The organism is Methanobrevibacter thaueri (assembly GCF_015062905.1).
GTDB classification, from domain to species: Archaea; Methanobacteriota; Methanobacteria; order Methanobacteriales; family Methanobacteriaceae; genus Methanocatella; species Methanocatella thaueri_A.
This window is the reverse complement of sequence record NZ_SUTK01000021.1, coordinates 17070-29473: the sequence shown is the minus strand read 5'-3', so window position 1 is coordinate 29473 and position 12404 is coordinate 17070. Positions and strand designations below refer to the sequence as shown.

General features: G+C 37.2%; 10 protein-coding genes. 2 read left to right on the top strand and 8 right to left on the bottom strand.

The genetic code is table 11. The annotated features are described in order from the left end of the window. On the bottom strand, positions 1 to 564 hold a 564-nt coding region (locus E7Z79_RS05725), incomplete at its 3' end, for a GGGtGRT protein (protein ID WP_303739012.1). 5 nt (positions 565 to 569) lie between these two features. After that, a complete protein-coding gene (locus E7Z79_RS05720) occupies positions 570 to 1262 on the bottom strand; it encodes an iron-sulfur cluster assembly scaffold protein (protein ID WP_303739011.1) in 693 nt (230 codons plus the stop codon). 258 nt (positions 1263 to 1520) lie between these two features. Here E7Z79_RS05720 and E7Z79_RS05715 point away from each other — a divergent pair, with 258 nt between their 5' ends. Continuing rightward, positions 1521 to 2300: an NAD(+)/NADH kinase gene (locus E7Z79_RS05715; protein ID WP_303739010.1), complete on the top strand. Its 780-nt coding sequence runs from the start codon at positions 1521 to 1523 to the stop codon at positions 2298 to 2300. On the opposite strand, the gene E7Z79_RS05710 is transcribed toward E7Z79_RS05715, so the two are convergent. From E7Z79_RS05710 to E7Z79_RS05700, 3 genes are all read right to left on the bottom strand, one after another. Further along, complete coding sequence (locus tag E7Z79_RS05710) at positions 2293 to 2532, bottom strand: ATP-binding protein (RefSeq protein WP_303739009.1); 240 nt, start codon at positions 2530 to 2532, stop codon at positions 2293 to 2295. The genes E7Z79_RS05715 and E7Z79_RS05710 overlap by 8 nt on opposite strands. Positions 2533 to 2562: 30 nt before the next feature. Then, the gene (locus E7Z79_RS05705; RefSeq protein ID WP_303739008.1) at positions 2563 to 3393 is read right to left on the bottom strand and encodes an amino acid ABC transporter substrate-binding protein; all 831 of its coding nucleotides are present in this window, start codon (positions 3391 to 3393) and stop codon (positions 2563 to 2565) included. A gap of 119 nt (positions 3394 to 3512) precedes the next feature. Next, positions 3513 to 4055 (bottom strand): flavodoxin family protein, encoded by a 543-nt coding sequence (locus E7Z79_RS05700; protein ID WP_303739007.1) that lies wholly within the window; start codon positions 4053 to 4055, stop codon positions 3513 to 3515. 251 nt (positions 4056 to 4306) lie between these two features. Between E7Z79_RS05700 and E7Z79_RS05695 the strand changes: the two genes are divergently transcribed. Beyond that, positions 4307 to 5017: a PD-(D/E)XK nuclease family protein gene (locus E7Z79_RS05695; RefSeq protein WP_303739006.1), complete on the top strand. Its 711-nt coding sequence runs from the start codon at positions 4307 to 4309 to the stop codon at positions 5015 to 5017. Positions 5018 to 5417: 400 nt separating this feature from the next. Here E7Z79_RS05695 and E7Z79_RS05690 read toward each other — a convergent pair whose 3' ends face one another. The 3 genes from E7Z79_RS05690 to E7Z79_RS05680 form a co-directional block, all read right to left on the bottom strand. Continuing rightward, entirely contained in the window at positions 5418 to 7154 is a 1737-nt protein-coding gene (locus tag E7Z79_RS05690; RefSeq protein ID WP_303739005.1) for a Na+/H+ antiporter NhaC family protein, read from the bottom strand. Between the two features lie 171 nt (positions 7155 to 7325). Next, positions 7326 to 8771, bottom strand: coding sequence for a hypothetical protein (locus tag E7Z79_RS05685; protein ID WP_303739004.1), 1446 nt, complete (start codon positions 8769 to 8771; stop codon positions 7326 to 7328). Between the two features lie 144 nt (positions 8772 to 8915). Further along, positions 8916 to 12377, bottom strand: coding sequence for a C1 family peptidase (locus E7Z79_RS05680; protein WP_303739003.1), 3462 nt, complete (start codon positions 12375 to 12377; stop codon positions 8916 to 8918). Positions 12378 to 12404: the final 27 nt, after the last annotated feature.

Sequence of the window (12404 nt, the reverse complement as noted above, 5' to 3'; positions counted from 1 at the left end):
CTTGACTACCTTAACTTCTCCTGTAAAGTAGTCGAATTCTGTTTCAACATGAGTGAAACCATTTATTCTTGAAATGATTAGTGCAGCATCCTTTCCGAGTCCGTTTAAAATTACCCTTAAAGGTTTCTGGCGCACTTCGTTAGCTGAGTTGGCAATACCTATTGCACCTTCAGCTGCAGCAAAACTTTCATGGCCTGCAAGAAATGCAAAGCATTCACTTTCATCGCTTAAAAGCATTGAAGCCAAATTACCATGACCTAAACCAACTTGCCTGTCATCAGCAACACTTCCAGGAATACAGAAAGCCTGCAGCCCTTCACCAATTGCCTTTGCAGCATCTGACGCCTTTGTGCATCCTTGCTTAATGGCTATTGCAGCACCTAAGGTGTATGCCCAGCAGGCGTTTTCAAAACAGATTGGTTGAACGCCCTTAACTATTTCATATGGGTCAAAACCTTTGTCAAGGCATATCTGTTTAGCTTCTTCAAGGTCTTTGATATCATATTTTTCCAAAACAGGAATGATTTGGTCGATTCTTCTTTCGTAACTTTCAAATAAACTCATTTCAATCACTCCTTCCTCGGATCAATTTTTTTGGCGGCATCATCAAATCTTCCGTATTGGCCGGTTGCGTTTTCGATGGCTTCCATTGGGTCTACGCCATCCTTGATTTGAACAAGCATCACGCCAAGGTTAATGTATTTGTAACCTATGATTTCATCATCTTCATCAAGCCCTAATTCTGTAATGTAGCCTTCAGTAAGCTCCAGGTATCTTGGACCTTTAGCTTTTGTTGAATGAATTGTTCCAACTTGGCTTCTGTGGCCTTTTCCCAAATCCTCAAGGCCGGCACCAATCTGAAGACCCCCTTCTGAAAATGCAGACTGGGTTCTTCCATAAACAATTTGTAAGAATAATTCGCGCATTGCGGTGTTAATCGCATCACAGACCAAATCTGTGTTTAAAGCTTCAAGGATTGTTTTTCCAACAAGTATTTCACCAGCCATTGCAGCTGAATGAGTCATTCCTGAACATCCTAAGGTTTCCACCAATGCTTCTTCAATGATTCCTTCCTTAACGTTTAATGTCAACTTGCAGCATCCTTGTTGAGGCGCACACCATCCAATTCCATGGGTAAAACCTGAAATATCACTTATTTGCTTTGCTTTAACCCATTTACCCTCTTCAGGTATTGGAGCAGGGTCATGATTTGCGCCTTTTTTTACCTGACACATATTTTCAATTTCTGTTGAATATATCATCTTCTTTCTCCAAAACTTTTTTGTTAATTTAATATATTTGTTTTTTCATTAATAGTATTTTTGCAAGCAAATAGTAAATAAACATCTGATGGTATAGGTTACATTAATTCCAATTGCAGTAATCAATTTCAAACAAGATTATATTGAAAGGACAATTGATTTAATTGAAACCAAAACAATTGCGGCATATATTATTGATGCATTCTTGGATAATTTTAGTGGAAAATATTAATTAGTTTTTGTTACAAAATAGAAATCATGAAAATATTCATTAATGCAGATGACTTCACGAAAATCGCCCTAAAAACAAAGGAAGAACTGGTAAATTGTTGCGAAGAGCGGGACATTGAAGTTGCAAGCGACATTTCACAAGCAGATATTCTTTTTTCAATCGGCGGAGACGGAACATTTCTTAATACCGCAAAAATGACAGACAAGCCAATCATAGGAATAAATACCGGAACATTGGGCTATCTAACAGAAGTCAATCCCAGCGATATGAAAAAGGCTCTGGAAAATATACTGAATGACAATTACACCATTGAAAACAGGATGATGGTAGAGGGAAAAATCCTAAAAGCCAATGGTGACGAGATAAAGATATCAGAATCACTGAATGAAATAGCCATTTCCAAAAACGTCAACGGAGTCGTGAGATTCGATGCAATAGTCAATGACAAGCTGATTACCTCATATATTGCCGACGGCATATTGGTATGCACTCCAACAGGCTCAACAGCATATAACCTGTCATGCGGAGGTCCTATTGTCGACCCGACAGCAGAAATATTGACACTGACACCGATAGCTCCGCATACTGTGCTCAACAAAAGCATAGTCCTCTCAAAAAAATCAAACATAAAAATAAAAATAACAGAACTAAGGGAAAATACATCCGCTTACGTTCTGAATGACGGCATTCCAAACAAACTGGAAAGCGGAGACATTGTCGAGATTGAAAAATCAGACAAGATTACAAAAATAATAAAACTGGAAGATAGAAGCTTCATCGACACAATTCGTGAAAACATCAGTTAACCGTAATGCATTCATTCGGACAGATTGCCATGCATACCTTGCAGCTTTTGCATACCTGAGCGTCACGGACGGTTGACACATCATCCATAATGATTAAAACATTATTTGGACATGCGATTGTGCATTTCTCACATCCTTCACAGTCATCTGTGTTGATTTCGATGTGGGAATCCTCGCTGGCTTCTTCCTTTTTTTCTTTCTTCTTTCTTTTAAACAAAGAGCCTAAACCCATATGACATCCCCATTACCTGCAAAAAAGAGATTACATATGAAGTAACTCTTCAGAAATTCCATAATCATCATATTTTTGAGCGATTTTGTCGACTGTACCGTCCTTGAACATTTCATCCAATGTTTTTTGAACCTGGTCTCTCATCTCATCGTTTCCTTTTTTGAATGCGACACCGTATTTTTCATGTGTTACATGTTCATCAAGTATCTTGAAATCAGTGTCGTGGAATCTTTCAGTTATTCGATAGTTCGCAGACGGAAAATCCATAATAACTGCATCACATATTCCTGAGCCAAGGTCCATTAATGCGGTGTCATCATCTCCAACCTTATTGATTTCTGCAAAAGAATCTTTTAATGTTTTATTGTTCTGGATTGCATTATATGCGCTGCTTTCACTCTGTACCTCTAAAACCTTGCCATTCAAATCGTCTAATGAATCAATTCCTGAATTTGATTTTACGACAATGACTTGGGAACTGTTAAAGTATGGATCTGACCATGTATAATCATCTTCCCTTCCGTCAATTGTAAATTCACTCCAGATGCAGTCAATCTCATTTGCATTGAGTTCGACCTCTTTGCTTTCCCAATCGATAATTGGCTGAGCCTTGAATGTCCAGTTATTTCTTTTTGCAACTTCCTTTGCAAGATCTAAATCAAAACCAATATATTCTCCATTGGCATCTTTATATCCGAATGGTGGAAACTCACTGAATCCTACAACAAATGTTTTTTCGTCATTTGAACCTGAGGAACTGTCACCATTTAAAAAATCAAGAAAACCTTCGGCACTGACGGCACCCACAGTTAAAAATGCGGCCAGCACCAATGTGAAAACTAAAATTATTTTTTTATTCATATTTACCCCTTTAGCAATAATAAGTTAAAAATATTCAAATTTCTATTTAAAATTAAGTATATATTTTAGTTTATATAAATTTTGAGTAAATAAAGAAAAAAAATAATTGTTGAATAGGTTTAGAATTTCAAACCTAATTCATAAGCTTCTTTTAATTTGTCCTCTTGCTCTTCAGCAACAATGCCTGCTGGACCTGCGCTTCCCGCATCCACATGGCCGATTACATCATAGCCCATGAATGTGAATGGAGAGAATTTGGTCATTTCAATATAGTTCGCATAGGTTTCTTCAGGCTGGTTTTCAGTAAATATCAATGCAGCTTTTCCAGATAAGCTTTTATCCGGATTTTGACCGACTGCATAGAACCTGTCAATGATTAATTTACCTTGTGCAGACATTTGACCGTAATAGATTGGTGTTGCAAAGATTACACCATCTGCAGCGACCAAATCATCAATGATTTTGTTTCCGTCGTCTGCCCTTACACATTCAGGGTTTTCAGCACAGTACATGCATGCTTTACATGGTGCAATGTCACATTTTTCAAGGTAGTATTTGACTACTTCACCGCCATTCTCTTCAATTCCTTTTATCATTTCGTCCATCAATACGTCACAGTTTCCACCTACACGAGGACTTGCTTGAAGTGCTATAATTTTCATTTTAAACAATCTCCTAATATGATAATTAAAGATATATATTTTAAATATTAAATAATTTATGTAAAGGTGGACAAATGATTAAGATATAAGTCATAGTTCCTGTTTACAACATTGAAAATACTTAAAATAATGTTTAAACAGCCACTGCAGAAACATTAGAATCATATTGAAAAACTAGAAAAAAATTAGGAATGAACATGATTTAATCAATCCACCAAATAATTCAAATTTACCAAACATTAGTGCTTACCATGAAATTATCAAAATCAAAAATAAATACTTACCTGAAATGCCCATTGGAGTTCAAGTTTCAGTATATCGATGAAATTGAAGTCGAACCCAATAAATACATGGTTTTGGGAAGTGATGTTCATTCTGTGGCCGAAACATTTGCCGACAAGTTCGGAGATGAACTCGACAATCTGAATATCAAAAATGAGCTTATCAAAATTGCCAACGATTTGGAAATGGGACCTGACATTGCGGAACATGTTGAGAATTTGGGACTGTTTTTCAAGGAAGTCTTCGTGGACAATGACTATAAACTCTTCAGCCAGGAGGAATATCTCCATGATGAGAACCATCGCTTTTCAGGAATATGCGACATTATTCTTGAGGATGAAAACGGAGATCTGGTTGTCATTGATTATAAGACCACCGATTCAGGAAAATTTTCAAAATATCGCCTTGAACTGTGCTATTATAAGCTGCTCGTTGAAAATGTGTATGACAGGAACGTTTCAAGTGTCGGAATATTCTTTACAAAAAACGGACGTTTGAGACTGCTTGACGTATGTGAAGATGATAACAAGCGCAAGTACCTGAACTCATCTGAAATCAATGACGCGATCGATACATTCTATAAAGTCAGATATCAGGTAAATACGGGAAATTTTTATCCTAAAAGACAGTTTTTATGCAGATTCTGCACTTACAAGCATATCTGCGATGAATATTATTAGATCTTTCTTTTTGACATTACCTAAACAATAGGGGGATGGACAAATAATAGCATAGTTTCATATGCTATCATTCATCCTTATATTCATTTGTAACCGAATCGTTGTTTGCGTGTTTTCTGTCTATTCCTGATTCAGTTACCTAAACAGCCAAAAAAACCATATCCCGTGCAATTTATAGAACTCACAAATCGAACGAATTGATTTTAACGGATAATATGAATATTTGAATTACACCAGATATTTAATGCCAATGAGAATAAGCACTGGAATTTAAATGGTTAGTAGGCACCAACACAAAAAATTGGCAAATGTTTTCTGGCCATGATAATAATTGGATCTTTATGATATAAATATTTTTAGGTATGCCTAAATTTTACTGAAACTAAAAAAAATAATGAAGTTAAGAGGATGTTTCCCCAACTTCTTCAAAATCTACCTTTTCACCAATCAGTTTAAGACCGACGTACATTGCAACGATACCTATAGGCAAGGAGAAGTAGAATGGAACTCCTAAACCTGCTGGGATATAACCGATGAATATTGTGATTATACCAACAAAAATTGAATAGTACATCTGGGTGGTAACGTGATCAATGTGGTTACAGCTTGTTCCCATGGATGACAGGATTGTTGTATCTGAAATCGGGGAACAGTGGTCTCCGAAAATTGCTCCGGTCAATACACCACTTGTTGCAACGATTGTAAAGGACATGTCTCCTGAACTGATTGCCCATGCAAGTGGAATAGCAAGAGGCATCAGGATACTCATTGTACCATAGGAAGTACCTGTCGCAAAGGATATCAATGCTCCCAAAACGAAAATCAATGACGGCACGATAAAGGCAGGTATTGTGCTGCTCAGAACTCCTACCAGATAATCTGCAGTTCCGACCTCACCGATAACGGCACCGAGTGACCATGCAAGAAGCAAGATTACTCCGGTAATGGTAATTGTCTTCATACCTCCAATCCATTCGGATATTGCATCCTCAATGGTAAGAATCCTTTCACCGACAGCCATCACAATGGCTACAATTGAAGCCAATAGAGCTGCCTGGAAAAGGGCAACGGATGCATCTGATTGGGATAATGCAGTGTAGATACCATTGAATGATAATGGAGAGGACTTCATGATTGCAATGAGTGCCTGGTCTTCCCCACCTAAAATAGTAGTGTATCCGCTCCAGTAAAATGCAATGAGTGCACCGATAATCAGAGTACCGATAGGGATAATTGCATTCCAAACGGATAGTTTTATGCCTTCAACTGGTTTGACTTCCTCAAATCCAGGAGCTTCTAATACCATAATCTCTTCATCATCTTTTCTGGCACGAGCTTCCTGTTCCGCCTTTTTCATTGGACCGAATTCATATAGGGTCATAGCGGAAATTACGATAAAAATCAAGATAAATATGTTATAGAACCTGTACGGAATAGTCTGTAGGAAAATTCCAAAACCGGTAATATTAGTTACTCCAACAGATTTGAAACCAGCTGCAATCAAACTGATTTCCAAACCGATCCAAGTGGAGATAATAGCAATACCAGCCACAGGTGCTGCAGTTGCGTCAACTACAAATGCTAATTTTTGTCTAGATACATGGAGCTTGTCCATTACAGGTCTCATAATAGGACCAACAATCAAGGAGTTTGCATAATCGTCAAAGAATACACATAATCCTAATAACCATGTGAATAATTGAGCTTTTCTAGGAGTGTCAGCCCTTTTTGCAAATGCATCTGCAAGAGCCTTTGCCCCTCCCATCTTTGTCACCAATTGGATGATACCACCAATAAGCAAACATTGAAGGATGATTCCAGCATTCCAAGGGTCAGCCATACAATTGATGATCTGCACACACATATTCAGGAATGCATTTACTATTGTTGAAACGATGTTTATATCGTTTACGCTCAACATGAATTCCCCAACAAATACCCCGATGAATAAAGAGAGTATTGTCTCTTTGGTTATGAATGCCAGCGCAATAGCAATAAGAGGAGGCAGCAATGTCAGTATGCCGAACCTCACTGAATTGTCAGCACCGGCAGGTGTTGAAGAAATCCATAATGATAGAACGAAAAGAGCAATAATTGAAAAAGCTGCAATTAAACCTAATTTCATTTTGTCATTCATTTATTATCACACCATTTTCCTATACATTTATAAAATTTTAATCAATTTAAAATAAATTAATTTTAATATGTACAGTTTAATATTTGATTTTAATAATATAAAAATATTATTTTTTAAAAATGACTATAAAGGAACAGAATTTCATAAAATAAACTAAAATAATAAATTTAATCAAAAATTTGAACAATCTTTTTTAATTTCATTAATAATGTCTATAATATATTCATCTTTTTCAAATTTATTGAGATAATTTAAACAAATTTCTATAGAAGCTAAGTCTTCATGAATATAGAAATAGTTTTCAAAATCAGTGTAATCGATTATTTCCATGTGATATTTATTCCAGAAATGAAGAGGATGTGACTTTAGAAATCCGCATCCTTCAGGAGTAATATGATCCTGGGCAAAATAGCCGTTAACATCCAAAAACCCATTCAGCTCATTCCAATTGATGTTATAGGTATTTTCAATAGCGAATATGGCATAATCCATATCTATTTTTTCTTCAATCATCTTTAGGAACTTGTATGCGATGAATCTGATATCCTCTTCAAAATCGCTTTTTTCATGACTGATTGAATTGAACAGAGCATTTTCCATTTCATCAAAGTCATAATCCAGGTTTATCCCACAGAAATGGCAGAACCTGTCATGGGTATCAGTGGGCATGCCGCAATATGGGCAGACGTCATCATGCAATGTAATCCTCCCATCATGGTTTTCATCAAAGAGGTATGCCAACCGGATAAGAAGCGAATCATTCAATATCATTCCCGCTTCATATTCCTCCCTGATTTGGCTTTTAATCTCCAGTGCCTTCTGTTGAGTGATGTGAGCATCATCAATCATGGATTGGATATAAAATGAAAATTCACCCTCCGGACCAATGATTTCATCAAGAGTATAGGTTTTTAATGGCAGATTCTCCTCCAAATCAAGGATAACGTTCATGATTTCAACATCCCTGTCCTTGAATATTTGGGAAATATCCATGAAATAATCATCGCAAAGGCCATTTCTATATTCAATGCAATCATAATGAATGATGTCATAATTCAATGGGGCGCTATAGGCAACATGTGACCTTTCGGCATCAAGGATATGGATGCTGGCACAGATGTCAAGGTCATAGAAATGGGTGGACAGTTCCTCAAGGCCATACTCCCCATTTGAAAGGACATGATCGGCAGGAACTACAAACTCAATGGCACTTGCAACAATGTTGTCGGTGATTTTTGAGGAAAAACCATATTCAATCAGCAGTTCAACAATCAGCCTGGTCGGTTCCATAATGCTTGGCTTGTTCTGTTCGGCCATTGTTGATGTAAGCTCATTTAAAAGGAATGAATTTCCCCTGTACTTCGGCAAAACATAGATGTTGTTCAGTGCCAGAGTCATGAATTCCCTTGAAAAATCATATGAACAGAATCCTACAACATTATTTTCAAAAATCAGTTCCTTGAATAGGTTGCATTGGCTGTACTTTAATATGAACCCTTCCTTTTGAATGGAATCATAGATTTCGGGATAATATTCCTGCAATATCTCAGAAACATTCAATGTGCCTTCGCTTAAAAATACCCTCTGGGTGCCATCATTTCTTGAAATAATATTCATTATATTCCTCATTTTTAATTATGATTATATTAGATTGAGCCATATATAAATTATTCGGTAAAAAATTTAGTTATTACTAAAAAAAGGAATAAAATTTAGATATTGCTAAATTTAAAAAAATAAATGAAGCAAACCTAAATTTCACTATTTTCTAATAGTTATTTTATTTTTTATTTTGACGCCTTTAAAGCTGGTCAGTATTGTATACTTGCCCACCTTCAACTTTTTGATTTTGACTGTTGCAACTCCTTTCTTATTTGTTTTTGCAGTGTATTTTTTGTTTTTGATTTTAAAGGTAATCTTTTTGCCTTTCAAAGCCTTTCCGTTGGAGTTGACAAGCTTTGCAGTGAATTTTAAAACCTTGCCCTTTTTAATTGACTTGTTCTTAGCCGTTAGTGTAGGCTTGATTTTTATTTTATTGGAAACCTTGAATCCCTTATAATCAACAGTTACGGAGTAGGTTTTTGCTGCCAATTTATTCAATTTGACACTGGCAAAACCGTCTTTATCGCTTTTGGCAATGTATGACTTTCCACCTATCATGATTTTGATCGGTTCCCCTTTGAGGATATTGCCGTTGTCATCATGAACCCTGACTTTAAAGACCTTATTTGACCCGTAGTACATTACAACATCCCGATTGTCACTCAAGCGGGGAATAATCTGAATGGCTCGGGTGATGTTATCGTTGTTAAAAGGGTTTATAAGAACCAAATCATATTTTCCAACGCCCAATCTTAAATTGAATGTCATTACTCCATTAACATCGCTGGTCAGATTATACTGATAATTGTTTAGGTTCAAAATCATTGTCTTTCCGGAAATAGGATTGCCGAACTGGTCGGATAAAATAATCCTGTAATCTGAATTGTAGGTAAAAACATTATCCTTGGCCAAATCCACATTCAACATAATTTCCAATTCGTAACTTCCCTTGGATGAACTGTAATTCTCTCCATTGTATGTAGCGTCAATGTCATAGATTCCATCAACCAGACTAATCGGCACTTGAACCTTTCCACCATTCAGCTTGAATGTTTGGACATTTCCGCTTAAATTAACTATGACTTCACCTGCTTTAACGGGATTGCTGAACTGGTCTTTAACACTTATCTCAATGCTGCCGTTGACAACGCTTATTGCGGTTGTGGTATTGTAATCCGCCAGCACTGTAAACGCCTTGATGCATGCCACTTGGGACTTGTAGGTATGCAGGGCATATGTTTTTGACAGATAGAACAAGTCCTGCCAGTTTACTCCATCGTAACTTACATAAGATATTTCAGGATAGTAAATAGCCTTGTTGAGTGAGGCAATTTCTGAAATCGGAACGCTGGATAACCTATCGCTGGTTGTGTTGAACACTATCTCAAAGACATCACCTTCATACAGCGGAACGATATCGTCCAGATGGAATGTGTAATATCCCGCCTGTGAACTTCCGCTTTTAGTTGTCTTCAAGACATTGTTTACATAAACTGACACAGTCCAGTTGGTGAACTTCTCAAAATATGTTGAGACTCCTGAAAGAATTTCGTTGCCCTCTGCTGTAAACTTGTTCTTGTACCACACCGCAGTCCTGTCGTCATGCAGATAACCGGTCTTTCCTGCAATGTCATACTGATAGTTCTTGTCATATTTCATGGTTTCATTCAAAACGAAGGTGTATGCTATTCCTTCCACGCCAGGCTTTGCAAAGGATTCGTCATAATAAGACACGTAGAAGTATCCGTTGTCTCCCCAATTAGGTCCCCAGCTGTTCTTTACAATCCATGCACCATCGCCGTCGGCATAGCTTCCGAAATAAAAGTTGTCCCTGGAATAGTTATCGTCCCATCCGACGATTGTCACCGCATGGTTTGATGGGTATAATGCCCATGTGAAATAGTCCTTTCCGTTGTTCAGGTAGTAAGTGTCAAAGTAGATGGAGGTTCCGACAGCCCCATATTTCAATATTGCAGTCTTTATTGCATCATTGTCTGTGTAATTGTCCCTTTTTAAGAGCAATATATTCTGGATGTGCAAAATGCTGTTTAAGACAGGAGACAGAACAGATTTGTCATCGAACACATCAGAGGATTCGTTGATAGGACCCAGCCAGCTTGCAAAATATCCGAACGGCATGGAATCGTATCCTCCTTCATTGGTATCCATTTTCCATCCATAATCTGAATAGAGTGCAATAAGGTTTTTCATGTTTTCCTCGGAAAGGTCAAATTCCATTCCTGTAGCTTTTTTAAGGCAGGATTCCAGAACTGCCATTGCTGTGAATGCCCAACAGTTACCGCTTGACTGCTGGTCTTTCACCATGGTTGTCAATCCATTTTCAACCAGGCTGTAACGGCTTGGAATATCGATTATCTCCTCATTTGAAATCAGGTAATTGCTATAGTTTCCGTTTCCTATATTTGCATTTAGGTCAGAAGTGTCCAGATAATCCTTATTTATAGGTGCATTATTGTTTTTATAAGTGTTTCCTGTTAGCGATACACGTAAATTATTCAGGATTGAAAATATTGCACCTGCCTGAATATTTGCCCGGTTGGATTCAAAAATGTTTGATATCAAAAGCAGATCTGATGAATTGTCGATATATAGGGCTCCACCGTTTCTGGCTGAATTGTTATTGTAATATCCGTTTGTTGAAGAGAACTTGCCGTACATGTGATAAATTGCACCGCCATCCCATTTTGCGGAATTGTTGATTACAGTAACATGATTCAGCTTCACATCCCCATTGAGAGTTGTAATCGCCCCGCCAAATGTTGCGGAACAGTTTATGAAATCGCAGTAACTGATTGTGATTGGAGATGACTTGACATATATTGCACCTCCAGCATCATCAATGGAGCGGCCGCTGATGAATTTTGATTTTGAAACTGTAACGTTTAATGTGTTTTCACATGCTATAGCCCCTCCAAAGTTATATGCATAGTTGTTGATGAATTGGGAATTGGATATGCTCAGTTGACCGGTTCCCATGTAGATAGCTCCGCCATAAACAGCATATCCCTCTTTGAATGTGCAGTTTGATATTGTCACTTTGGAATTGGCATTGGTATCCGAGGTGTAGATTGCTCCACCGTAATTGTTTCCATAACTGTCCGCCTTACTGCCATATCCACAATTAAAAATTGTATTTGTTGCATTAACGCTTCCATGATTTGTTATTGACATATCCGTTAATGTAACGTTTGTTAAAGATAAGAATGAATTTACTGTGAATCCTACTCCATCATATTTAATTATAGTTTTGGTCGGAGTGGATCCGATGATATTTACCCTTTCAATTGATTTTGAATCGTCCAAAACGTATTCACCGTCAGTCAGGTGAATGTTGCAGTTTCCCTTGATCCTCTCTGCAGTCAGATATTTGTAGGGATTTTGAAAGCTTCCATCACCATTGTCGTCTTCCAGTGATGAATTGAAATAATAGTCATTACTTGCAGCCAAAATATCTTCATCAACCGTTGAAATTGCTGTCTGATTGTCCTCAATTTCAATCAAGTCCCAGGTTTGGTTATCCATCGCATGACTTGAAGGGATAATGAATATCAAAAGCAACAGCGCAATCAACAATAATATGTGATGTCTAATCAATTTCATTCCTCCGAAAAAAATAAAAAAAGAAAA

What these genes read in the sequence shown, in the direction of transcription:
- E7Z79_RS05700 (WP_303739007.1), bottom strand. Translation starts at nt 4,055, where the DNA reads ATGAAAATTATAGCACTTCAAGCAAGTCCTCGTGTAGGTGGAAACTGT.
- E7Z79_RS05685 (WP_303739004.1), bottom strand. Translation starts at nt 8,771, where the DNA reads ATGAATATTATTTCAAGAAATGATGGCACCCAGAGGGTATTTTTAAGC.
- E7Z79_RS05680 (WP_303739003.1), bottom strand. Translation starts at nt 12,377, where the DNA reads ATGAAATTGATTAGACATCACATATTATTGTTGATTGCGCTGTTGCTT.
- E7Z79_RS05710 (WP_303739009.1), bottom strand. Translation starts at nt 2,532, where the DNA reads ATGGGTTTAGGCTCTTTGTTTAAAAGAAAGAAGAAAGAAAAAAAGGAA.
- E7Z79_RS05705 (WP_303739008.1), bottom strand. Translation starts at nt 3,393, where the DNA reads ATGAATAAAAAAATAATTTTAGTTTTCACATTGGTGCTGGCCGCATTT.
- E7Z79_RS05695 (WP_303739006.1), top strand. Translation starts at nt 4,307, where the DNA reads ATGAAATTATCAAAATCAAAAATAAATACTTACCTGAAATGCCCATTG.
- E7Z79_RS05720 (WP_303739011.1), bottom strand. Translation starts at nt 1,262, where the DNA reads ATGATATATTCAACAGAAATTGAAAATATGTGTCAGGTAAAAAAAGGC.
- E7Z79_RS05715 (WP_303739010.1), top strand. Translation starts at nt 1,521, where the DNA reads ATGAAAATATTCATTAATGCAGATGACTTCACGAAAATCGCCCTAAAA.
- E7Z79_RS05690 (WP_303739005.1), bottom strand. Translation starts at nt 7,154, where the DNA reads ATGAATGACAAAATGAAATTAGGTTTAATTGCAGCTTTTTCAATTATT.